Here is a 23,959-nt window from a genome sequence, read left to right on the forward strand (position 1 = left end):
TCCCCACGCGGATTCGTCACTTTGGAGTAAACAGCAATGTCACGTTATCGCCGTGCAATGGTTACAGGCTCAAGCTATTTCTTTACGGTGGTCGCTTACCGGCGGCAGTCGATTCTATGTGACGAAGTAATTCGTAACGCATTGCGTGCCTCAATCGAAACGGTGCGTGTAACGCGTCATTTCGTCATTGATTCATGGGTATTGTTGCCTGACCATTTACAGGGCACCTCTAAAAATCCAATCATCGTCACAATACCGCGTTACTCGAAAAAAATTATCACTTACATATCAAATATATGCTGCGTTCAATTTTTTACTCGCGCCTTGTCTTGCCTAGAACATTGAATTTTTAGAGGCGCCCTAAATTGCGTGTGGACATTGCCTGACGGTGATTCCGATTTTTCTACCCGTTGGATGATGATCAAGCGCGCGGTTTCTTTGGCCTGCCGAGAAGATTATCGTCGTGCAGACTGGGTGAATGCATCAAAATTCAAACATCGCGAATCGACTATCTGGCAACGGCGATTCTGGGAACACCAAATTCGTGATGCATAAATTTTACCCGCCATGTCGATTGTATTCATTTCAACCCGGTTAAACACGGGCGTGTACAACGTGCGATTGATTGGCCGCATTCGACATTTCATCGCTATGCGCATGGCTGGTCTGATCCGATGGAAAATGCGGTGCTAGGGTATGATTGACGCAGACCGCGTGGGCACAACAACGTACCCACCCTACCTACTGGTCAAGTCAATAGTGCCATTCCGAGCCTTACCCCTTTAATTTCCCTCACCCAAAGTCTTGAACACCACCTCTTGCACATCCTTGGACAAGCCTTTGGTTGCGGCGACTTTCTGCAACGCGGCCTGCATCTGTTGTTTCAGCGCGGGCTGGTATTTTTTCCAGTGATCCAGCGTGCGTACCAAGCGTGCGGCTACCTGCGGATTGAGGTTGTTCAGCGCGATCACTTGTTCTGTCCAGAAGGCATAGCCGCTGCCATCCGCTGCATGGAACTGTGACGGATTGCCGTTGCAGAAACTGGAGATCAGGCTGCGTGCGCGGTTGGGATTTTTCAACGTGAACGCTGGATGGGTCATCAGTTTGCGCACCGCTTTTACATCGGTATGCATCGCGATTGCCTGCAGGCTGAACCACTTGTCCACCACCAACGCCTCGTTTTTGAAATCCTTATAGAAGTTTTTCAATGGCTGTTGTGCCGTCTTGCTACCGGTATTCACCAGTGCCATCAGCGCGGCCAGGCGGTCGGTCATATTATCGGCTGCGTCTATCTGCGCGTGAGCCAGTTGCAGCGTGGATTCATCTTGCCAGCCAAGCAGATAAGACAGGCACAGGTTTTTCAGCCCGCGTTTGCCGGCTGATTTGGCATCGGGGCTGTATTTGCCGGGTGTCTGGTTGGCTGCATAGACGGCGATGAAATCGGCCTTGAGTCTTTCAGAGATCGTTTTGCGCATGAACTGGCGCGCAGTGTGGATCGCCTGCGGGTCGATCACTTCGCACTGTTCGGCCAGCATCAATTCCGAAGGCAGCGTCAGTACCACCTCAATGAAAGCCGGATCAAGCGACGGGTCGTTGAGTGTGGTGCGCAAGGCGTTGATGAACAACTCATCCAGCGTCAGCGCTTCACCCGCCTGTACCTGTTTAATCAGATTTAACAGACGTTGCATCGCCAGGCGTTGTCCGGCTTCCCAACGGTTGAAGGCATCGCTGTCATTCGCCATCAGTTGCGCCAGCTCCTGGTCGGTATAGTTGTATTCCATCACCACCGGCGCAGAGAAATTGCGCAGCAATGATGGCGTGGGTTTTGTGCTGACGCGGTTAAAGGTGAAAGTCTGTTTCGTCTTGGTCAGCTCCAGCACGCAAGTGGTGGGGGCTGGTTCTGAAGAGGCTGCATCATCAAGATACAACGCCATGTCTTGGCCACTAGCATCGAGCAGGCCAACCGCAACGGGGATATGGAACGGGAGCGGTTTCTTTTGTCCAGCACCGGGCTTGCAGCGCTGGCTGAGCGTCAGTGTATAAGTCTGTTTGGCGGCATCATACTTGCTTTGCACCTTGAGCTGCGGCGTGCCGGACTGGCTATACCAGCGTTCGAATTGGCTCAGGTCGCGCCCGCTGCTGTGTGCCATCGCCTCGCGGAAATCGTCGCAGGAAACCGCTTGCCCATCATGCCGTTCAAAGTACAGGTCCATGCCTTTGCGGAAGCCGTCACGCCCTAGCAAGGTCTGATACATGCGTACCACCTCGGCCCCTTTTTCATAAATCGTGACCGTGTAGAAATTACTGATCTCCACAAAACTGTCCGGCCGCACCGCATGCGCCATCGGCCCCGCGTCTTCAGAAAATTGCACCTGGCGCAGCATGCGCACATTTTCGATGCGACTCACTGCGCGACCGCTGTCCGTACCGATCATATCGGCGGAGAATTCCTGGTCGCGGAACACCGTGAGGCCTTCCTTCAACGACAACTGAAACCAGTCGCGGCAGGTTACGCGGTTGCCGGTCCAGTTATGAAAGTATTCATGGCCGACCACCGCTTCGATATTGGCGTAATCGGTATCGGTGGCGATGCTGGGGTTGGCCAGCACATACTTGGTGTTGAAGATGTTCAGGCCCTTGTTTTCCATCGCGCCCATGTTGAAGTCGCCCACCGCAACGATCATGAAACGGTCCAGATCCAGCTCCAGCCCGTAGCGTTCCTGATCCCAGCGGATACTGTGCTTGAGCGAATCCATCGCATGCTGCGTCTTGTCCAGATTACCCGGCTCCACCCACACTTGCAGCAGCACTTTTCGCCCACTATTTAATTTGAATTTTTCTTCCTGGCACACCAACTTGCCTGCCACCAATGCAAACAGATAAGAAGGCTTCTTGAACGGGTCTTCCCACTTGGCATAGTGGCGGCCATTGGGCAGCTCTCCCTCTTCGATCAGATTGCCATTGCACAGCAACACCGGATAACTATTCTTGTCGCCGCGCAACATCACCGTGTATTTCGCCATCACGTCCGGGCGATCGGGGAACCAGGTGATCTTGCGGAAACCTTCCGCCTCGCATTGGGTAAAGAAATTGCCGTTGGAGACATACAGACCCATCATCGAGGTATTCTTCTCCGGCTCAACCAGTGTCTCAACCTCCAGCGTGATCTCGTCCGGTGCGTTGGCGATGCGCAACTTTCCGTCTGCTATTGAGTAACCCTTGGCACCTTTGCGGAGCGTCTTGCCGTTCATGCGCAAAGCCACCAACTTCACGCCGTCGCCCAGCAGTTCCACATCTTTGTTGGGTGATGCGCTATTGCGCTGCATCGTGATGCGCGTGGACACACGCGTTGCCGCGGGGTCGAGATCGAAACCTATTTCAACGATGTTCACCCAATAGGCCGGGGCAGTGTAGTCTTTGCGATGGATGGTAACGGGCAGGTTCTGTGTCGAGTTCTGGGTCATGATCGGCAGGTCAAGAGGGAGTGAGAAGAAGCGAATTTTAACAGGGTTAGGGCTTGTGGGGCTGGTCGATAAAGCAAAGGAGTTGCAATAATGAGCGAAATTACTATCACGCATTTTGAACCTTCTTTTCCGTTCGAAGCCTATGCCCATGTAGTTGAGCTGCTGACGGAAGAAGACGGCGAGGGTTATCTGATTACCTTTCCCGATCTTCCGGGTTGCATATCAGATGGCGAAACCGAGACAGAGGCCGTTCTCAATGCACGCAATACATTTTCCGCCCGGATTTCAGCGCGAGTTCATATCGGAAAACCCATCCCGAAACCGACACGACACGGTGAAAGCGCCGAGCCGGTGGCTTGATGCAACGCCTGACCCAGATGGCATAAAGCGTCAAGGATGATCGGGTGGAAAGAGTGGGTTAGCCAGTCGATACTCATTGGCCGGATTATTGCGGTAGAAGGCTGTGATGCTCACCATGTCATTAACGTAGTTAACCGAGCCTACTTTATGGGATATCACCTCAACCCCAAGGCGGCGCGACAGATAGGTGCGCATTTCTTCAGGGTTCGACAGTACATTGGGGTCGATTTTCTCGAGTGTGATCTTGATCTTTATTCCATGGGCTGAGCGCAGGATACGAGGATGGTCAAGCACATAGGCTCCTAGCAACACTATGCCGATTACAACGCAAGTAACTTCGAGTGCAGTACCATGGACAGAGCAAATTACGGCAATTGCAATCGAACCGAAGAAATAGGTAATTTCGATCTTCTCGAGTGGTTCCGAACGCAACGTGAATAATGCGAGAATAGCAAACAAGCCAAAACCAGCAGCAAGACTAAACTCCACCGAAGACAGAATGGTCAGCACTCCAAATGCGAAGATATTGAATAGCGAGGCCGCTGTCACTAGCTCTTTATCGCGATAGCGGCGGTAATAGAGACCAAAAATTAGAATCAGCATAGCGACAACGTTAATGCCAAAGCGCATTATCGTATCGAGCATAAGTGATATTTCAAGCATGATTTTTCTTTTTCATATCGGAACAATTAAAAAACTACCCAACAGAGACGACAATTCGCCGCAAAATAAATTAGCACACAGAAGTTACACAGAAGTTACACACACAGGGGACTCGGGAAAGGCCTTACGTTTTTTATGTGTGTCAAATGTAAGACCTGATACCGCGCTTGTCAGCGCGAGAGGATGACGAGGATAACCTCGAAAAATTACTGGCGCTGGTGGCCGGGCAGTCTGTCGGCAGCCGTCCCGGACGAATCGAGCCAAGAGCATCAAGCGACGTCCCAAACCATATCTGCTACTGACAAACACAAGGGATTTAATAATTGGGGTTAGAGTAATATTAGTTATACAAAGAATGGCAGGACGACCACAAAAGAAAATTGACACACCCCAGAAAATGCTACTCTGCCCCCAATTATTACGCATTCAACGTGGCCGATGAAGCCCGGGGCAGTATCCTGATTCAGGTAGCCGATGACGGCATTGCTATCGAGCAACCATGCCGTCACAGCTCGCGATCCTACTCGTTGCGCAACGCTTGCATGTCCTGCCGTCTTTGTGCGTTGGGTCTGGTCACAAGGTTTTCTAGTTACACCATTTCTACCGTGTGTACTTCAAGCTCCACTTTCAGGTTGGCGCGGACGGCAACGAAAATGGCGGCGAGATTATCCATGCTCGGGTTGCCTTTGGGTGACAGCATGCGGTGCAGGCTTTTGCTCGGTTTGTCGGTGAGTGAGGCCAGTTGTTCGAATCCCAGTGTGGCGTTGACCAGATCACGGAGGATGAGGCGTGCCGTTTCGGGCTCGCCGCTCAGAAATAAAGTTGCCGCTTCATCAAAGAGCGCCTTGGCGAATTCCGGATCGCGCTCTACGCGCTCGACCACAGTTTGTTTGAAGCTGCGTGTGAGTGCCATGTTGATTACCTCTTTCGTTTGTCTTTGTGGATTGTTGCGGCCTTTGCTTTGTTCAGCGCTCTATATTCGGCATGCAATACCTTGGCGCGATCAATGTCCTTTTGCTGCACTCGCTTGGTACCGCCGCCAAACAGGATGATGAGTGTTTCGCCATCACAGGCCAAGTAGATGCGGTATCCCGGCCCCCAGTCTATGATGTATTCGCCTATGCCATCGAACCATTTCACACTGGAAGTGTTACCGAGCTCAATGCGCAATTTTGCAGTCACGATCTTGGCGGCTGCTTGTGCATCAAGGTCATCGAACCATGACTTGTACGGGTTCGTTCCATCCGCGCAGATGTATTCTTCGACTTTGATTTTCATTTTTCCATGGTAACGATTACGTTACTACTTGACAAGCGATTTGGCTAAATTACATGGGGCCGGAGCCGAATGCCACCAAGTTAAGCCTTTCTAGTAAGGTTTGATTATTGGTAAACCCGCGCGACTGGCGCATAGACGATCTGAAATCGCATGCCAACCGCTTCGACATCGACTGGAGAAATGAGGGAGGAAGCCATCACGTGTTTTCATTCCCTGGCGTGGAGGATGATGTGTGTGTTCCTGCTCACCGGCCTGTCAAGCCAGTGTATGTGCGCAATTTTGTGGCGCTAGTCGATAAGGCAAAGGAGTTGCAATAATGAGCGAAATTACGATCACGCATGTCGAACCGCCTTATCCGTTCGAAGCCTATGCCCATGTGTAGCTGAGCCGCTGACGGAAGAAGACGGCGAGGGTTATCTGATTACCTTTCCCGATCTTCCGGGTTGCATGTCAGATGGCGAAACCGAGACAGAGGCCGTTCTCAACGCACGCGATGCATTTCCCGCCTGGATGTCAGCGTGAGCCCATATCGGAAAACCCATCCCGAAACCGACACGGCACGGTGAAAGCGCCGAGCCGGTGCGCTTGATGCAACGCCTGCCGCGCAGCCTCCACGCCAACCTTGTGGCACGAGCCAAGGCCGAAGGCACCTCGTAAATACGCTGGTGACGATGCTGCTGGCCGAAGGGCTGGGCAAGCGTGAGAGTCGCGCCTGATGTGGCAAGCGGAAGAGTGGTAGGGGGCTTCGGGTTAATCTTTAACATTTGACATACTTTAACATTTGACATTTTAAAGTATGTCAAATGTTAAAGATTAACCCGAATGCCACTAAGTTAAGGGGCTTCAGCATAGCTTAAACAAGAACTTAAGCCAGTATTGACGCGGGTTCCACAGTAGCCTAGCCTTGCTAAAAAGACTTAACTTAGTGGCATTCAGATTAACCCCAATGGCATTCCCCAAGTAGTTCTTTAATTCGAAATCAGACTATGATGTCGAATTTACTAATTTCTTCCTTAAAGTTTGGCGATAGTTGGAACGAAAATGGCGAAGAATCGGCCTTTCTTACCAATTTATCTATATTTGCGGGTTTCTTAATAAGCCTCGAATAATTAATCTTAGGAGCATTGTAACTAGTCGCAGGTAAGTTTAGTTTCTCGTAAGTAAAATCATCTCTTGATAAGGTCAATTGAGGCGGGCTGATTAGATATTGTTCTATATTTGATTGAGCTTCGATGAAATTATCATAGAGCTGAAACCATGCTAAATGCTCGCTCTTGTTCTTACTAAATAGCGGCACAATATTGCTCTCGAAGTATTTCAAAAAGATTCGCAAATCACAGACCGGGATGCCATTTGCGGAATACCCAACGCAAACACTGTTGCTGGTAAGTATTAGAGGCAGAAGCTTATATTCCAATTCATTGTCATATGTCCATCCAAGTTTCGTGAATACTTCGGCTGTATTTTCAGACACAAAGTGCAGCTTGCGCTTCGCTTGTTCAGCTGCTCCCAGAATAATCTCCTTCGTTCGATAGAGGGATATTGGGGAGTCGGTCGTAACGATTGATTTAACTTCACCTACTATCACGATGTGACCGAATCTAATAATCAGGTCAATTTCTTCTTCACAATTATTGGCTAATTTTATCCGGGCCGAGGAAGGCGATTCATGGTCATTAAAGATGATGTTGGCATTTAATGCCTTGCTTATATCATCAATAACCTTCTTCTCATATGATTGACCTTTGTCGGATAGGCTTACATTCAATCTTGTTAGCCAGTGTTCAATGCAACGTTTTATTACAGGTGAAAATAGTGCTGCCACAAGGAATGTCACATAGTTATTTTCAAGGCCAATTATTGGGTGGCACCATAAATCTGTGTCATAACCCCCTTTAAATGTCAAAAACTCTATTATTCTTGCACTCTTGTCAAAACTTAAACCGGTTGATTGAGTTACCCCCCTTATAAGTTCCGCCTTGCTAATCTTGGGGCAAAATTCAATTGCCTTTTTAAAAGAATATACACTGTCATCCTCTGGAAATTTAGTTAAGACAATCCCAGATAAGATGACGAGTATGCGAAACACTTCAACAACATCATTTATTGTGAAACCGCAATTGCTGAACTCATCGGTAAGAAAGCTTTTAGGAAAATGATCTTGCGCAAAAAGTGCCTGGGCAAAAAAAAGTGAGTTTACGATTTGTTGTTTATTGTTTAAATCTGCCACTTTTTTTGCAACTAGCTTTCTTTTCTTACCTTCACGTCTTATATCAATACAGCCCTTATTATTCGTTAAATATAGTAATTTCGGGTCTGCTATAGCTGGGATAAGTTGCGCTTCCAGCTTCTGAATTCTAATCAAGTTTGATTCATATGAAATTACTAAGTCAGATGCTAATTGTCGAATCTCATATATATTGTTTTTATCGCCTATATTGATGAACTCAAAATCTCCCCACACCAGTGCTAGCCAGTAAGCCTCGTAGGCTACATATAACTGAGAAATATGCAATTCAATATTCATAAAAGCCAAAGGATCGATGTCATTAACTTTCTGTGCCTTAGTTATTGTCCTCGTCAAATTTGATCTTATTGCGCACTCGACACCATCGACACTACCATCAGAGACTTCCTGGGGAGTTAGTTTATTAAACTTATTTCTAGACGTTGTTATTGATGAGAGATCGACACCTTTCTGAGCTTGCTGATTATTTATGATCGCACGGTCTCTGTTTGCGATTCCACAATAAGCGCGAATTAACTGCGATGTATTTAGATTCGGTGATGATTTATATAACTCTGAAATATTCTCCCTTAGCTCACAAAGAATTTTGTCGAAGACGATACCAGCTTCGTACAGCATTTTGTCCTCGCTGAGGTTGTTAGAAGATTGTTCCCAAGCCTTTGCCCAGTCTTCAGTTTTAAACCCTTTTTGTGTTGGCCATTTCGTGGATTTTTTCCTAGTTAGCGTCTTAAAGTTATTTTTGCTTTTTACTTGCTGATTCATTGAATGCCTCCCCAGGCACAGATTTAATAGTTGATAAAGAGGGGGCTCGGGGTCAGGCCTTACATTTGACATTTTAAAACATGTCAAATGTAAGGCCTGACCCCGATGGTTCTTCTGCCCCTATTTATTGTCACAGGTCGTTAGTAAAAACTATGCAATTTTATTGCAAGACTTTAGTGCGTAGCACAATGTCTTTAGTTTTTGACTTATGCGCGTGATTGATAATGTGCGCGACTTGACGATTTTTAATCGTCTGCACATTGTCTGCGCTAACCTATGCACTATTCAGTGAATAGTAGTTAAGTTTGCCTACTCGTTCGCGGGATTCAACATCTTCCTTCGCCAGCGCTGCACGCTGCTCATGTCCAGCCGTTCACCATTAAATTCAATTTGCGTAACCGGTTTTTCACTTTTTTCACTTTCACGTTTCAAGTAACTACTGATCTCCATCCAGCGCACTTCGGCAAACTCCAGCTTCTCCTTGCCGACGTATCTTTCATCCTCGGTGAAGGTGCCAATTACCAACATCACAGGTTGTGGCTGCTTGAGCCAGTATTCAACCCAACGCTGTTTTTTTATCTTGAATATCTCCGACCCGTTCTTACGCTTTTCCAAATGAGAGTTACCGGACTTCAGTTGCAGATATAGCCGCTGACCTGTTCCATGCCCTACGTCATCGGTAAACTCCAGCTCCATATCAATACCCTCGTCCTCCGTGCTAGGAATCTCGAAACACTTTTGGTCGGCGCTAGTGATGCGCGATCCGACCTCCAAGGCAAGTAACTTGCCTTTGCGACGAGAGTCTAGACGGTTAGAATCCATACCTTGCAATCCCTCCACCTGTTTGTGCACCTCATTATTGGCGAACAACTTTTCCAGACCATCCCAAAGGCTGAACGACTCATCACACGTATCGCACATCACCGTGGCCTGTTCCTTTTTTGACATCAGTTTTTGCATCAGTGCTTGAGAATTACCTTTCGGTGAATGACAATACGGACAGACGTAATGGCGTAGCCGCTGCACACCCTCGCAGCGAGGCGGTTCAAGATGGGCGTGGATGTAGTTGGCGAAAATTACCTGCTCTTGCGGGGTCACGCCCGGCGCGAAATAAATGCTGACCTCTCCATTTCCTCCGCCATCTCGTCGAAGCTTGATGCCCATGTGATGATCTCCGGAAAGTGTCAAAAAATCTGCCGCGTCGCGCCATAGTTCCTTGAGCTTAAAAGAATGACTTTCGGCCAATTTGACCACCAGCGAAGCATATATGTCGTCGAGGTAGCCCTGCACGGCATAGCTGACAAATACTGCCGGATGATCCCTTAGCGCCGGGCGTTCCCTACCGCAGTAACTGGGGAAAACTAGCTTGTCTCCCTGACGTAAACACAGGCCGCGCTCTTCTAGTTGCCGTTCCATTTCTTGCAAAATGATGCGCTCATCACTCTTGGGCAAACGCTTCATCTCCACAATCTCGCCATTACGCTCGACTGTCTGGAATAACAGCTTACCTTCGGCAATGCTGCGCAACGGCAGACAGCCCAGTTCGGAGGGCTCTTGGCGAAGAGTGCGGATCACCGCTTGCGCATAGGCGCTGATCCATTCCGGCTGCAGCAGGATGAAGCTGCCATAGTCCAGTTCCTGGACCGCACCGGGGCCATCCAGCAGGCCGATGACCGTTTTCAGGGTCGCATCATCGAAGCGCGGCTCGTCTGTCAATCTTTGCCAGAGCAGTTCGCGCAACTCCTTGTACGTATGGAGCACCTGCCCCTCATCGCCAAGTTTCAGGATTTCATCCTTGATGAGCTTGAAGATAAGCGGTGAGGTGCGATGCTCCATCTGCTCCCAAGGAATACCATCCTTGATAGCCTGGCTCAACTCTCGACAACCGGTTCCATCCTTGGCGCTGGACTCGAAGTAACGAAAGCCCTGCTCTTGGGCAAAGGCTTGCAACTTTGACCTGCTCGCCCTGAATCCCACATCTATGCGCCCGGCCACGAGCAGCAAAGGTATCACTGCTGGAACGCAACGGCGCAGTGCGGTCTGCCAATCGCGCAGGCCGGGCAACACATCCTCCTTGTCCGCATCAAACAGCAACAAAATCAATGCGGTGTTATCCATATAGAGCTGATGCACAAGACGCTGGTCAGCCTGCCCGCCAAAATCCCACAGCCATATTTCTCGTTCTACACCCTCGATAACAACTTCAGGCAATATCCATTGCGTGCACCATGCGCCGACGGTAGATTCATCGCTGGGCTTCCATCCGCCAGTCGCCAGACGATGGGTAAGTGCGGTTTTACCAGAACTTGTGTCGCCGACAAGCAAGACTTTAGCGTTAGTATATTGAATCTGATTAGGTATGGGTTTCAAGGCAGGCGCGGGGATTTCCGACGAACGCGCGACAGCAATAAATTCAGATAAATCCCACTCTCTAATTTCTCCCCTAACGTCGCCGGACAAGGCGTGTCGTTGGTCAGCACTAAGCGCTATGTTACAAACTTCGGTAATATGGCCTTCATACACGCACAAACAGCGACCCACATCCACATCCCACAAACGGATAGTAGAATCATCGGAGCCTGAAAGTGCATATCGTTGATCGGCACACCAAACGACACACCCAATCCAGCTGCTGTGCCCTTCGAGTATTTGTAGGCAGCGCCCCGATTCCACATCCCATAGACGAATGGTTTTGTCGTGAGAACCTGATAGTGCATAGCGGTGATCGCTGCTCCACACTACGCTTTTGATGGCTAGTGTGTGTCCTTCAAACACACGCAGGCAACTACCCGTCTCCAGGTCCCACATTCGAATGGTATTGTCATCAGAGCCAGAGAGTGCGAAGCGTTGATCGGCACTCAGTGCTACGCTACCGACGGCATCTGTGTGACCACAGAGTACGTTCAGGCAACTTTCCGCCTCTACGTCCCACAGACGTACGGTTTTGTCACATGAACCGGTGAGTGCACGTCGTTGATCAATGCTCCATGCCATGCTCCATATAGGTCTAGTGTGCCCTTCAAGAAAGCCCCGGCAGCGCATCTTTATGTCCCACAGCGTCAACGCTTTGTTACCCCCCCCAGAGAGTATGCGACGCTGGTCGGTACTCCATGCCACACTCTCGATCCAATCGTTCCAATCGTTGCTTCCAAACAAGTCTAGGCAGCGCCCCGTTTCTAAGTTCCAAATTCGAATTGTATTATCTGCTGAACCGGTGATGGCACGCTTTCCATCTAGACTGAATGCATAAGAGTAGATTCGTGCATCCTCGTAATCAAGAAGGATGGATTTTTCTGCAACCCTTTCGCGCGTATCCAGTACTTCAGAAATAAACCGCTTCGCTGGCGGTCGGCATGTTTCGAGGAGCGTCGCATACTCTTGCGCGCGCACATCCGGTAACCAGTTGATATAAAAAAATTGTGACAGTGAGCCTTTGGGATGCGCGTTATCCAACCGCAGAGGTATGAAGCGTCGCTCCTTGTTAAGCGGGTCGCGAAAGCGGAAGGTTTGGCTTTCCAAAGTGGCCCAATCGGAGCTAAACGCATGCGTCGACATACACAGCAGCAATATGCGAGACTGCTCCAGCCCTGCCTCAATCTTCGCCGGAATACTGTCACCAGGCTTGATTTCCCACTCATCAAACCAGACCCGCAACCCATCCGCCCGCAGACGCCCCGCCACCGCGCGCACCACAGACTTGTCCTTCGAACTATGGCTAAGAAAGACATCGTATGAAAATGAATCAGACATTATTTACAGAATTTTAAAGGGGTCGAGAATGTTAAAGGGGTCGGCTTCGAATTTTTTCCTGAATATACAATATCACGACACCACCAACTATTCACTTCGCTCTCGGGGCTAGGTCTATATTCTTAGCATGATTCATCACATGGTCAGGCTTTTCCTTATCCAGCTTGGGTTGCGTCGGCAATCCAGCCATGTAGAGTGAGCACGTTTTTGTGCTCACGCGGATTCGTCATTTTTGAGTAGACAGTTATGTCACGTTATCGCCGCGCAATGGCTGCAGGCTCAAGCTATTTCTTTGGTATTGCAATGCCAACAAGCAGGACGTTGTGATACACTTATTTGATAACGTATATCCACAAGGGGTAAATTATGCAAGTTGCAAAATGGGGAAACTCACTGGCGGTCAGATTGCCCGCCGCACTGGTGCAGGCGCTAGGCTTGAAAGAAGGCGAGGAGATTTCTTTGCATGCCGTCGATTCCAGAACCTTTGAGGTTTCCAAGAAGAAAGAGGTGAAAGAGTTGCTGGCGCGCTTGCGGCAGTTTCGCGGTCGCTTGCCAGCCGATTTTCACTTTGATCGGCTTGAAGCCAACGAGCGGACACCTGCCAAGTGAGCACGGTTTTTATCGACAGCAATGTGGTTTTGTATTTGCTGTCTGACGATGCCGCCAAGGCCGACCGCGCTGAAGCCTTGCTGAACAAGGGCGGCATCATCAGCGTGCAGGTGCTCAACGAAGTGACTTCCGTTTGCCTGCGCAAACTCAAAATGAGCTGGGAAGAAATTGATGCGGTTTTGTTGGCAGTTAAGGCCGCGTGCGACGTCGTCCCGCTCACTGTCGAATCGCATGACAAGGCCGTGCAAATTGCCAAGCGTTTTCAGCTTTCTATTTATGACGCGCACATTTGCGCGGCAGCAATTTTGTCCGGTGCAAAAACGTTGCTGACCGAGGACATGCAAAGCGGGATGAAAATTGACGGCTTGGTAATCAAGAATCCATTTGCCTGATTGCCCACTCTCGACTAAACAGGTCAGCGCAGCTTCGCTTTAAACTTACGTAGTGGTGTAATGTAATGGCTTCAGACAATCAACTCGATGCATATTCGGCAATGTGATCGAGGATGTAATCAAAACCATCCCCCACTTCCGGGGCCAATTCGATGCGCGACACTTCAGCGCGCCAGATTTCGAGCTGTCGGGGGCTTTACTTTTATACCGGCGAGATTGTCCATTAGAAGGATGGGCTTCGGTTTAGTTTTACATGGCGGATTCACCCCCAGAAGCACAACCGCCCGTATTATATGTATCTATAAATGCTATGTTTTTTGAATTAATTACAACCATTAAAAGTAAAGTATACTTTACATTATTTTCGCCTTCACTATAATGCAAAAAATGGATATTTTAATGATTGGCGCAATTATCAAAAAAGAGCGGGTGGCCTGCGGTTTAACCCAAAGTGCTCTGGCTGTGGCATCGCATGTCTCCAGGGTGACTATCGTTAACCTGGAGAATGGCAATGTTGGCGACATTGGTGCTGTCAAACTTTCCGAGATTGCGGAAAGTCTCGGAATTTCGTTGTTTTCAAAAGGGAAGAAAATGGATGCGATCAAGATGACGCTAGGTAACGTCAACACGAGCTACAAGACCGCTATGTCCGTTACCGACTTGGAAAAGTTCATGCTCAGCGGCAAGATTCCACCAGGGCTGGAGGGGCAAGTGTTGCACCTGATTGATGAGACACCCACCTCTTTGGTCGCTGGCAGCGTAAAGCAGGTTGCCGCGAAGAAAAACATCAAGGCCAAGTTGCTCTGGAAGAATCTGGCCAAGGTTGCCGCCGAAATCAAATCACCCAACAAGTTCTGGAGTAGCATTGGTTAAGCCACCTCTTAACTTTCCAGAAGGTCCATGGAAGAGTCTTTTGGAAAGGGCTTTCTGGCTCATGGAATCCATCCAATCAGATGGATTCACCCTCCCGCGCTGGAGCCTTGGCGGGGGTACGGTGCTGATGTTTTACTATGCCCACCGCAAGAGCAAGGACATCGATATATTCTTCCCTGACCCACAGTTTCTTGGCTATGTAAATCCACGCTTGGGCGGCAGGGGTGAGGAAGTCACTACCGAATACAAGGATGGTACAGAATTCGTTAAACTGTTCCTGCCCGAGGGTGAAATCGACTTTGTCGCATCATCGACGCTGACTAAAAATCCGTTCGAAGAGTATGAAGTGCTCGACAGAAAAGTTCTGCTTGAAACCCCAATCGAAATTGTAGCCAAAAAATTATGGTATCGAGGCGATATGGCCACGCCGCGTGACCTGCTCGATCTCGCTTTGGTAATCGAGCACCATTACAGTGAAATCCTTGAGCATAGTGATGTGTTTGCGAAGAAAATTGAAGCATTCACTGAACAGTGCTATTCGCGCAGAGCTTTCATGTTGCCTGTGTTCGAAGAAATCGAGAAGATCGAATTCAAGCTTGGCTTCGATGAATGCCTGGATCGCGCAAACGACCTCAAGGCAGATCTGTTAAAAAAATCCACGCCGACGCCTTTGACATTAATCAAGCAATAGATATTCATACTTGGGACGGAAGTGGCGTTTCGAAAAAGATGCAATTAAAAGGGTTAGCATCGCAATATTGTTTAACCCCCCACACTATAACTAGCGATAACGACTAAATGGGCCCGCTTCGCATTAATTTTTCGTCGCGGCGAAAAATAATGGTTTCAGACAAGCAATTCGATGCTGCCCTTTTTAATTACAGTTATAAAGTACTTCAAGGAGATACAAAATGATCAAAGCTTATGCAGCATTCGAGCCCAAAGGCGAACTCAAACCTTTCGAGTACGATCCCGGCGAATTGAAACCAATGGAGGTGGAGATCGACGTTCACTATTGCGGCATTTGCCATAGCGATCTGAGCGTGATCGATAGCGAATGGGGGGAAAGCACATATCCGGTCGTTGCCGGTCACGAAGTGGTGGGCAAGATCAGCCAGGTTGGCAGCCATGTCAGGTATCTGAAGGTTGGCCAGATCGTCGGCCTGGGTTGGCACGCGGGCTATTGCAACAAATGTTCGCTTTGTCACGCGGGTGATAACAACCTGTGCGCCAATGCACAGGCCACTATCGTTGGCCATTACGGCGGCTTTGCGGACAAGGTGCGCGCCGCTTCAAACAGCGTGGTGCCCATCCCTGATGGGATCGATCTTGAATCGGCCGGCCCGTTGTTCTGCGGCGGGAGTACCGTGTTCAATCCCTTGCTGCAATTCGACATTAAACCTACCGACAAAGTGGCGGTGATCGGCATCGGTGGTCTGGGGCACATGGCGCTAAAATTCCTCAATGCATGGGGCTGCGAAGTGACGGCTTTCACTTCGACTGGCAGCAAGAAAAAAGAAGCGCTCAGTCTGGGTGCGCACCATACGCTGAACTCCCGCGACAAGAACGAAATCAAGAGCGCGGCAGGGCGATTCGATTACATTCTTTCTACGGTCAACGTGAAGCTGGATTGGAACCTTTACCTCAGCACACTGAGTCCGCGCGGAAGATTGCACTTCGTCGGCGCGACGCTGGATCCGCTGGATATCGGCGTGTTCTCACTCATCAGCGCGCAACGTTCCGTGTCCGGCTCGCCGGTGGGCAGCCCCGCCACGGTCGCCAAGATGCTGGATTTCGCCAACCTGCATCAGATCAAGCCGGAGATCGAAAAATTCAAATTTACCGACATCAACAAGGCGATCGAAAGACTGCGGAGCGGCGAGGCACGCTATCGCGTTGTGTTGTGTCGATAATGATGGCTGTGTACTAAGGAACCGGAGTCAGAGTTGTTTTCTGAAGAGCTACAAGGGTATGTTCGGATTAAAAATCAGCGTATCTCTTTAATGAGTAATGTAGGGTGGGTACGCCTTTGTGCCCACGCTGTTTGTGCCCACGCGGATTCTATGTGCGTGATGGGTATAGCGCATGACTGAACTGTTGCGATGGTAAGAGCGGTGCTGGGGTATGGTTAAGGCTGCCTTTTCATCCTATCCACCAGTTTCGAAGATGGCCATGCAGGAAAATGGCGTAAAACAAAATAGAGCCTGTCAATACATCAAGCAAGATCACGTCTCGGCGAGACGCGTTGATAGCAGCAAGCGCAGCTGCCAGACAAAGAACGTTAAATAGCAGTGCCTGCCAGGAAAGAAATTGGGGTACAAACATCGAAACCGCAAAGGCAAACAAACTCAATACAACACCGAACCATCCAATCGTAGTTTCAGATTGCCCGGGTTTCACTTTTCCGTAGTTGACGCTAACGTTTAACAACCATTCATCCAGCATGGATCCAAATCGTTGCAATAATAGAACCATGAATGCAACAAGGCCAATGAATACAAGCACCAGGCTACCTGACAGTATTTGACGGCCCGTGCTTGCAGTGCCAGACGTGAGATAAGTATCAGAGAAATTATTCGCCATATAAAATGCAAACGGGAACGATAGTATGACCGCAAGCGGAAGGTAAGTGAACCCTTGCTCCCACGTTTTAAAGTCTTCATTTTTGCGAATTCTTGATATGGCAACTGCCGTCAGGAGTCCGATTAATGTCACTATCATCCAAAGATAGGTCATGAAGTTTCGTGCAATTGTATTTTCTTCGAAGGGCAATACGAGAGACGGAGTATCGGGCAACAAAAGGAATAGAACACCGGGCAAGGCTATGGCCACCCACAGCATCATCGCAAATAGAAACCCACCGCCATCAAGATCACCGGTATGGCCCTTATGTGTATCGTAGCTGTTCCATTGCCCCCACATAAAATTGAAGACCCAGGTCAACGCCAGAAAAGCCCCAATTGGCACTAACAAACCAGTGAAGAGTTTGCTCGTGGTCGTTAACGGTAATTGAGGTGCTTCATAGAGCCAGGCAGGCACGCGCTGCAAGTAAATGCCAACCTTAGCGAGAATATTTTCTCCCCAGATTGGCAACAGGTCCCTAAACATCCATACAGATAGCAACAACAAACCGACGGCATATTGAGTCAGGCCATTACGCCATGTCAGGCGCCAGCGTCTGCGGCAGGCTACCTTGTTGTCCAAATCAAATAATCCCGATCTTTCGCCCATAACCTTGGCCAGCTGATGGCCGACCGTAGGCACAAACTCATCCTCGTTCTGCCAATAGCTGGTGTGGTCACGAAAAAGTGAATCTAAGTTACTTACTACTCCACTTTGGGTAATATAGCGATTGATGCTCTCCCGTCGCTCCTTTCTGTCAGGCAGGTAGTGTTCTTCGGGTGCATTCTCAATGAGCGGGCCAGCCGGAACCATATCCAATTTTGCATAGCGATCCACCCAGTGGATCGTATCCATTGGAAACTTGGTCAATAAATCGACTCTATTTTCACCGCTCTTTGAATAAAGTACGAAGTACAAAATCATCCAGGCAATTCCACCGAAAATTGGCCCGAGCACTGCAACCGCATCACCCGTTTTTTTGTCTATCGGTAAAGAAATTTGATTCACGAAGTCAGGCAACATCGCAACAATGCCGACGGTCGTCGCTACGAACAACAATCCCCACAACCTGTGCATGCCCGGGATAGAGTTTATTTGCAGATCGTTTAACTTTCCCAGGCCCGAACCCAGTGTGAAAAACAGTTTAATTTTTTCACGCTGAGGACTACTGATTTCCGACAGGATCAGTTTGTAGCCAACAGCAGCACCCTGTGAATGTGCGACTACCGCTAGCACATTGCTGCGTTCGCCAATCCACTCAAGCGATTGGTGAGCTTTTGACACAATGGCACTTTGCTGTATCGGGCTACCCACAAAAATCAACGAATCTCCCACGATCGAGGACAGCATCTGCTGCACCTTCATAACCCATGAGCCCAACCCCGGTATCAGAGCAAGAGGCAACATCAGAACAACGAGAATTTGTACGAATATGGCCAGGAGAAGTGACAATAAGTGAGCGATCGCAGCAAGTATCAACCCTGGAAATCGACTGATACGATTTGCTTCTGTACTTAATCGGGTCGCGCCACGAACAAACTGCGTGGCAATTACATTGGGAATGGCGAGAAACGTCCACGATACGAGTTCGCGAAAATCAGGCTTTATAAATGCATCAGCCCAATGTGCTTCGGCAAAGACGCACGTTTTGTAACGTGGTGTGGGCGCTTTTTCGTCCTTTGAATATTTCCTGTTTGAATTGTATTCGGTATTAACCTGGACCCTGATGGTTGTATTGGCGGGCTCGTGACTACTGCCTTTCAGATTCGTTGATAGTATTTCGACGTTGTCCTGACCGAACTCTGACCTGAACCATCTCAGCAACGGTTCGGTCGCATTAAGAAGCGACGCCCCAGGTTGTTGTTCGCCGATTCCGTGGATAATCAGTACGCCCATTTTTGAGCGGTTCAGGTCGTCGCGAATGTGCGCAACAAAATCGTCAACGTGTGCAGACATAGTTCCCTTCTACACCTCACTGGTGCAACCACATATGGATAAAGAATTGATCTTTGGTTCGACAAATACCTCAAACCAGTTTTGTTCTTCAATATGCCCGCGATAATTGATTACCGTACTCCGATTACTTATTGGCGTTTCTAAGATTGAATTTTTCGAATAACGCAGTATTGTGACGAAGATTAAATTTTTAGAGGTGCCCTTAAGGTTAAGTGGCCAAAAAAGGGGGGTTGTACTTCTATACTTTCAACTAACGTTGCCCCTGCATGACGACATAAATCTCGAAATACTTTTCCTGTATTGCCACTCAGTAAACTATCAATGCTTTTTTTCGGTATTTCGAAAATATTACTATATGGTATCTGCAATAACGTTTTGCGTATATTACGGGCTCAGACGCGACTAAACAACCACACTAACAGCCTGTCAGGCTTAAAGAGTCGTAGCGAAAATTGAGTGGGACGAGGGTGGATTTTGCGAGCTTGCACCTCGTGGTAAAATTCCTGCTTACCCCACTTGAGGATTTTGTAGGGTAATAGTTGTTCCATTGCCTAAAAAGGGGCGAAATATTCACCATTCAGCTCGATTTGTAGCCGATTTGCTTTAAGTCCTACAGGCTCCTAGGTTCCGCTCCCCGTAGGGTTCAGTCCAACATGCTTGATCTGCCTTCAATACGGGAAGCGGGTTAAACACGTTAGGGTGAGGCGGCAGATAAACGCTTTGAAGTTGTAGCGCTGTAAAAAAGGATTAGATTTGAAATATTTTAGAGTTGTAAGTCTATCGGAAGGCATTTCTTATTTAATGATATTAAGCGTTACCTTAGGCATTACCAATCGGGAATACGTCTTTCCCCTAGGCGCAACGCATGGCGTACTATTTATTATATATTTGGCATTATCACTCTATGCTTCTCATAAACAGAAATGGTCTGAAATAACTTGGTTTTTGCTATTTCTGGCATCTCTGGTTCCATTTGCATTTATAGCAGTCGAAGCTTATATACGAAGAGAAATGAATAAAGAGGTGAAAGCCATTTAAGTCATACTTTGTTGCGATCTTTTCCTCGCTCATTTGCGTATTCCCCGATCATGCAGTTGACGACCCGCCTCAAATCCATACAATCACGATAGAACTCCGCTCTCCGTAAGGTTCAGTTAAAAAAGAAATATTTCCCGCTAATATTGGACGTGGGTCAAGCGAGCTTGGGCGGGCCGGCATATAAACGCTATTCGTTGGGCACTAATACGAATTGGCTGATAATTTGGAAGGATGAAAATGCAGCATCCTGGTCCATTGAAAACGGGCATTTAATAAATGGGTATCTTTGAAGCGCTGGCATTGATTGCTGTCATTATTCCATTGGCTGCAATGCCCAGTTCAAGTGTCGCATTGGTGGTGGCGAGGTCGGTGAGCTCTGGACGAATCAATGGCGCCTTTGCAGCACTCGGGATTGTAGCCGGAGACTTGGTGTTTATAGCGATGGCACTGCTTGGTATGGCCGTCCTTGCGGAGCAACTTGGTGCATTGTTCGCCGTTTTGAAATATGTCGGAGGCGCATATTTGATTTATTTGGGTATTAACTTGCTTCGATCTCGGCCATCACTGTTAGTCAATCGAGATAAACCGAGTCATACGACATTGCTTGCGGATTTTTTGGCTGGCTTTGTTCTCACGCTCGGGGATGTTAAAGCAATCTTTTTCTATGCAAGTTTGTTCCCGGCGTTGATTGATGTTGAACAGGTAGGGCTCCGTGAATTCTCGATAATCGTGGCTGTTACATCTTTAGCGGTTGGGGGAGTGAAACTGGTTTATGTTGCGTTTGCGTCGCAAATTGCAGGGCATCTTCGAAGCAAAGTGTCGTCAGCGGTGCCGCGAAATTTGGGCGGGGTGCTGATGATTGGCTGTGGTTCAGCGTTGATTACCAAGGCATGATGTGCGTTAAGAATACTACGGGACGCGCGTTAAATAAGTTTGAACTGGGCGGTAGGTAAACGCTATTTGTCAGGTACCACGAAAGTACATGAAAGCACTATTCACTTCTTTTCCCGCATCTGATTACGCGGTGAGCAAACAATTCTACGAAGAAGTCGTGGGTTTAGCCATCGTTCGAGAACATGAAAGTGGCCCACATCGGTACACCAATTACGACCTTGGTGGAATGGTTTTAAAAATATACGAATGGCTGGAACCATATTATGGCTCTGGCCATTCCGGTTTATTCATAGAAACAACAAACCTAGATATCATCGTTGAAAAAGCCAGAGAATTTGGCGTAAAAGCAACTGAAATTCAAGTTCATTCGTGGGGTGGTCGTTGCAGTTCGGTAACTGACCCGTTCGGGAATATTTTCGATCTTATTGACTCAAACCAGAAAGGTGATGCCTGACAAATCGTTTGCGCAGGTGCATCCGCTTATTTCTTACCCACGTGCGTACCCCCCGATCATGCTGTTGACGACCCGTCGCAAAACCATACAATCCCCATAGGTTCTGCTCTCCATAAGGTTCAGTCCAACAAGGTTTGTCTGCCGTTAATTTGGGACGCGGGTTAAACAAGTTTGGGTGGGGTGGCAGATAAAAACACTAGTCGTTAGACCACACACCCACAAAACGAAAGCTCGAATAAAAGTCATCGTTCCTTTGTCGCTCGCTTCTGTCCTGCTCGTTTCTGCATGTGCAAGCTCACCGCAGGATTACGTGGACGCTGCGGCACCGTCAACGTCTGCCGTGCATAACTATCAGTGCGAGAGCGGCGAAACAATTGCTACAACCTACTCCTCCACAGACTCAGCCATGGTCCAATACAAGGGTAGCAGCTACAACATGCAAATCGCGGTTTCTGGTAGTGGTTCGCGTTACGTGGGTGGCGAGTTGGAGTGGTGGGCAAAGGGTTCAGGCCCCGGATCTGTGAGTACTCTTTTCCGTCACATGGCTGATGGCACTTCTGGCGAACTGATCGAGTTTTGCACAGAGTTTTAATGCGGTCTAACGAGTAAGTTTTATAACCGGGTTCAGAGTAAAGAACACCTCTAAATTTAGTGAGATGAATAATTTAAGATAGCATCTCAAAAATTTAAGTTTACTTTGCCCCAGTTAAAGGTGCTGTGGGGCTAAACGCCCCGGCTCACCTGTTTACCTTGCGAGGCACCGCTGGCGTGCCAAATTCGCATTCGAGCGCTTTGCGATCCCAGTCGGCTGTCTCTGCTGCGGCTTCATAGGTCGTCTGGAGAAACGCCATCAAATCCTCTTCGGGATCGGCGCTGGTACGTACTGCTTCGTAAGGCAACACAAATTCCTTGAGGTTTTCATCGAAGCGCGCCGCGTTTGGCGCAATAGGCCGCTTGGAGAAACCGTCGGGCACCGGATATGCGTAGGAATAGAACATCGGTTCGTCTACGCCTCCACCGCCGGGCCAGAAACCTGCCGAGGATACTTCGTGGCTATAGGCCTCTTCGGTTATAGCATCGGGCAAGCTGGGTATCCCGCCGGGATGTCGCGGCGCCTCGCGACCCGAAAACCGTGTGACGGCCAGATCGAAAGAACCCCAGAACAGATGCACCGGTGAAACCTTACCAAGGAAACCGGTTTTGAAGTGATTGAACACTTTATCAATGCTGAGAAGTGCCTGGTGAAATCGTTGAATTGCTTCGCCGTCATAGGGGCGGATATCGGTGTCCTTAGCAAAAGGAATAGGGTCGGGAATTTCGTTCGGCGCACCATGGATTTCCAGTCGGCCGCCCAGCTTTTCGATGAGTGTAGCTGTGCGATGAAAGAAATCGGCTACACTCATCGCCTCCAGCGCAAAACTTTCACGCGCATCCGTTGTTTCCCCGACAAGCTGGTGGTCTTGAAAATCGAAAGTCAGCGTCACTGCAGTCTTACCGTCGATTACTGTACTCGTGGTCAGGCCGCGAGGAGTCACGCGAAGTGTGGCATGCCAGCTGTGATTGTTCCACGGGGTATGGGCCAGTCGATATTTACCAACGATCTGGGTCCAGAGATGCAGAGCGCTGCAGGTGCCGGCCCAATCCGAGTAAGGAATCGCAGGCCAGAGGGTTTTGTCGTCTTTCATCCGATCGGCTCCATATCCTGAAGTTTGAGCGCCTTTTTCACACCTTCGTCGGCCTCCATAACGGCGCGGTGTTTTTTCAGCGCTGGATAATCGTCTATCGAAAGCGGTGTCTTATCCAGCCAACGCGTCAGAACATAAAGAAACGCGTCTGCAAAAGTCCGTTTGCCAAGATACCAACTGCCGCCGTTGGCTTTCAACTGGTCGTTCAGTCGCGTGTAATGGCCCTTGAGATTCTCGTATGTTTTACGCTTGATTTCGTCCTGAGCCGCGTCACTGTCGGCCAGATTGCCAGGGGCGAAATGGCCGCCATAGGCCGCGTGAACCTCGGAGCTCATGTAGGCTAACGCTTCAGCCTCTTTGCGGCCGAGTTCGGTATTGTGTGCATATTTTTCAAAGCCATGGGCCGCACCTAACCACGACAGGATTGCCGCCGCTTCCGTCAAAACATCGCCGTCGTCGAAGCGCACTGCCGGGACTTTGCCTTTAGGATTGATTTCGAGAAAGGCATCTTTCTTGTGATCGCCATAGGCTATGTTGTGAATTTCGACCGGTGCATTAAGCCAGGCAATCGCGATATTGGGCGCAAGCGAGCATGTTCCAGGCATGGTGTAAAGCGTTGGCATTTTCAATCCTCCTTGGAAGTGATTACAGGGCCTTAGACTACGGAAACGGTCTTTGGTTCTTAACATATTCAATAGGATATCCGGATCGGCTCGCACATTCAACCTATAGATATTATGGCCGCCGGCCATAATACGGTTCATCGTGGCGACTTAAGTTAAGGGGGCAACTTTCACTTCATAAATTCACTTCTGGGTTAAAAAAGACCCGAAAGTGGGTCAACCTCACCCATTCCTTAATTACCAAGGTTTTCCAGCCAATTAACATCCTGCAACATTTACTTTTATGGG

At 48.8% G+C, this 23,959-nt stretch carries 23 protein-coding genes and 1 pseudogene; 15 read left to right on the top strand and 9 right to left on the bottom strand.

Annotated elements, in window-relative coordinates:
• Positions 1–36: 36 nt before the first annotated feature.
• Together MJ770_RS06860 and MJ770_RS06865 are read left to right on the top strand one after the other, a co-directional pair.
• Complete coding sequence (locus MJ770_RS06860; protein WP_239250866.1) at positions 37–345, top strand: hypothetical protein; 309 nt, start codon at positions 37–39, stop codon at positions 343–345.
• A gap of 24 nt (positions 346–369) precedes the next feature.
• Entirely contained in the window at positions 370–555 is a 186-nt protein-coding gene (locus MJ770_RS06865; RefSeq protein WP_239250867.1) for a hypothetical protein, read from the top strand.
• Positions 556–782: 227 nt separating this feature from the next.
• Here the strand turns inward: MJ770_RS06865 and pepN are convergent, their stop codons facing one another.
• Positions 783–3,578: an aminopeptidase N gene (pepN, locus tag MJ770_RS06870; protein WP_338140727.1), complete on the bottom strand. Its 2,796-nt coding sequence runs from the start codon at positions 3,576–3,578 to the stop codon at positions 783–785.
• Here pepN and MJ770_RS06875 point away from each other — a divergent pair.
• A complete protein-coding gene (locus MJ770_RS06875) occupies positions 3,555–3,824 on the top strand; it encodes a type II toxin-antitoxin system HicB family antitoxin (protein ID WP_239250868.1) in 270 nt (89 codons plus the stop codon). The two genes, pepN and MJ770_RS06875, sit on opposite strands and share 24 nt — an antisense overlap.
• Positions 3,825–3,854: 30 nt before the next feature.
• Here the strand turns inward: MJ770_RS06875 and MJ770_RS06880 are convergent, their stop codons facing one another.
• Positions 3,855–4,487: a DUF4956 domain-containing protein gene (locus MJ770_RS06880; protein ID WP_239250869.1), complete on the bottom strand. Its 633-nt coding sequence runs from the start codon at positions 4,485–4,487 to the stop codon at positions 3,855–3,857.
• A 167-nt stretch (positions 4,488–4,654) separates the two neighbouring features.
• Here MJ770_RS06880 and MJ770_RS15600 point away from each other — a divergent pair.
• Positions 4,655–4,800: pseudogene (locus MJ770_RS15600) on the top strand (IS4-like element ISCARN115 family transposase); the annotation flags it as partial.
• 276 nt (positions 4,801–5,076) lie between these two features.
• Here the strand turns inward: MJ770_RS15600 and MJ770_RS06885 are convergent.
• Positions 5,077–5,400 carry a helix-turn-helix domain-containing transcriptional regulator gene (locus MJ770_RS06885; protein WP_239250870.1) on the bottom strand — a complete coding sequence of 108 codons (324 nt, stop codon included), beginning with the start codon at positions 5,398–5,400 and terminating at the stop codon, positions 5,077–5,079.
• 5 nt (positions 5,401–5,405) lie between these two features.
• Complete coding sequence (locus MJ770_RS06890; protein ID WP_239250871.1) at positions 5,406–5,765, bottom strand: type II toxin-antitoxin system RelE/ParE family toxin; 360 nt, start codon at positions 5,763–5,765, stop codon at positions 5,406–5,408.
• A gap of 107 nt (positions 5,766–5,872) precedes the next feature.
• Between MJ770_RS06890 and MJ770_RS06895 the strand changes: the two genes are divergently transcribed.
• Complete coding sequence (locus MJ770_RS06895; protein ID WP_239250872.1) at positions 5,873–6,082, top strand: hypothetical protein; 210 nt, start codon at positions 5,873–5,875, stop codon at positions 6,080–6,082.
• 130 nt (positions 6,083–6,212) lie between these two features.
• Positions 6,213–6,287: a hypothetical protein gene (locus tag MJ770_RS15605; RefSeq protein ID WP_445083133.1), complete on the top strand. Its 75-nt coding sequence runs from the start codon at positions 6,213–6,215 to the stop codon at positions 6,285–6,287.
• 457 nt (positions 6,288–6,744) lie between these two features.
• On the opposite strand, the gene MJ770_RS06905 is transcribed toward MJ770_RS15605, so the two are convergent.
• Together MJ770_RS06905 and MJ770_RS06910 are read right to left on the bottom strand one after the other, a co-directional pair.
• Entirely contained in the window at positions 6,745–8,775 is a 2,031-nt protein-coding gene (locus MJ770_RS06905; RefSeq protein ID WP_239250874.1) for a hypothetical protein, read from the bottom strand.
• 309 nt (positions 8,776–9,084) lie between these two features.
• Positions 9,085–12,525, bottom strand: a complete 3,441-nt coding sequence (locus MJ770_RS06910; RefSeq protein ID WP_239250875.1) for a TIR domain-containing protein — start codon at positions 12,523–12,525, stop codon at positions 9,085–9,087.
• A 366-nt stretch (positions 12,526–12,891) separates the two neighbouring features.
• On the opposite strand from MJ770_RS06910, the gene MJ770_RS06915 reads away from it, so the two are divergent.
• The 5 genes from MJ770_RS06915 (at position 12,892) to ahr (ending at position 16,312) form a co-directional block, all read left to right on the top strand.
• The gene (locus tag MJ770_RS06915) at positions 12,892–13,134 is read left to right on the top strand and encodes an AbrB/MazE/SpoVT family DNA-binding domain-containing protein (protein WP_239250876.1); all 243 of its coding nucleotides are present in this window, start codon (positions 12,892–12,894) and stop codon (positions 13,132–13,134) included.
• Entirely contained in the window at positions 13,131–13,526 is a 396-nt protein-coding gene (locus tag MJ770_RS06920; protein ID WP_239250877.1) for a PIN domain-containing protein, read from the top strand. Before MJ770_RS06915 ends, MJ770_RS06920 begins: the two co-directional genes overlap by 4 nt.
• A gap of 399 nt (positions 13,527–13,925) precedes the next feature.
• Positions 13,926–14,399 (top strand): helix-turn-helix domain-containing protein, encoded by a 474-nt coding sequence (locus tag MJ770_RS06925; RefSeq protein WP_239250878.1) that lies wholly within the window; start codon positions 13,926–13,928, stop codon positions 14,397–14,399.
• A 61-nt stretch (positions 14,400–14,460) separates the two neighbouring features.
• Positions 14,461–15,090, top strand: coding sequence for a nucleotidyl transferase AbiEii/AbiGii toxin family protein (locus MJ770_RS06930; protein ID WP_239250879.1), 630 nt, complete (start codon positions 14,461–14,463; stop codon positions 15,088–15,090).
• 220 nt (positions 15,091–15,310) lie between these two features.
• Complete coding sequence (ahr, locus tag MJ770_RS06935) at positions 15,311–16,312, top strand: NADPH-dependent aldehyde reductase Ahr (RefSeq protein WP_239250880.1); 1,002 nt, start codon at positions 15,311–15,313, stop codon at positions 16,310–16,312.
• 229 nt (positions 16,313–16,541) lie between these two features.
• On the opposite strand, the gene MJ770_RS06940 is transcribed toward ahr, so the two are convergent.
• Positions 16,542–18,977 carry a hypothetical protein gene (locus MJ770_RS06940; RefSeq protein ID WP_239250881.1) on the bottom strand — a complete coding sequence of 812 codons (2,436 nt, stop codon included), beginning with the start codon at positions 18,975–18,977 and terminating at the stop codon, positions 16,542–16,544.
• Positions 18,978–19,730: 753 nt separating this feature from the next.
• Here MJ770_RS06940 and MJ770_RS06945 point away from each other — a divergent pair.
• The 4 genes from MJ770_RS06945 to MJ770_RS06960 all read left to right on the top strand — a co-directional run bounded on the left by MJ770_RS06945 (position 19,731) and on the right by MJ770_RS06960 (position 21,955).
• Positions 19,731–20,015 (top strand): DUF3817 domain-containing protein, encoded by a 285-nt coding sequence (locus tag MJ770_RS06945; RefSeq protein ID WP_239250882.1) that lies wholly within the window; start codon positions 19,731–19,733, stop codon positions 20,013–20,015.
• A gap of 276 nt (positions 20,016–20,291) precedes the next feature.
• A complete protein-coding gene (locus tag MJ770_RS06950) occupies positions 20,292–20,909 on the top strand; it encodes a LysE family translocator (RefSeq protein ID WP_239250883.1) in 618 nt (205 codons plus the stop codon).
• 88 nt (positions 20,910–20,997) lie between these two features.
• Positions 20,998–21,363 (top strand): VOC family protein, encoded by a 366-nt coding sequence (locus MJ770_RS06955; RefSeq protein WP_239250884.1) that lies wholly within the window; start codon positions 20,998–21,000, stop codon positions 21,361–21,363.
• 310 nt (positions 21,364–21,673) lie between these two features.
• Entirely contained in the window at positions 21,674–21,955 is a 282-nt protein-coding gene (locus MJ770_RS06960) for an MliC family protein (protein WP_239250885.1), read from the top strand.
• A 145-nt stretch (positions 21,956–22,100) separates the two neighbouring features.
• On the opposite strand, the gene MJ770_RS06965 is transcribed toward MJ770_RS06960, so the two are convergent.
• A complete protein-coding gene (locus tag MJ770_RS06965) occupies positions 22,101–23,048 on the bottom strand; it encodes a DUF5996 family protein (RefSeq protein WP_239250886.1) in 948 nt (315 codons plus the stop codon).
• On the bottom strand, positions 23,045–23,671 hold the full coding sequence (locus tag MJ770_RS06970; protein WP_239250887.1) for a glutathione S-transferase family protein: 627 nt from the start codon (positions 23,669–23,671) through the stop codon (positions 23,045–23,047). The genes MJ770_RS06965 and MJ770_RS06970 overlap by 4 nt, the downstream gene beginning before the upstream one ends.
• Positions 23,672–23,959: the final 288 nt, after the last annotated feature.

Source organism: Candidatus Nitrotoga sp. M5 (genome assembly GCF_927904885.1).
In the GTDB taxonomy this organism is placed as follows: Bacteria; Pseudomonadota; Gammaproteobacteria; order Burkholderiales; family Gallionellaceae; genus Nitrotoga.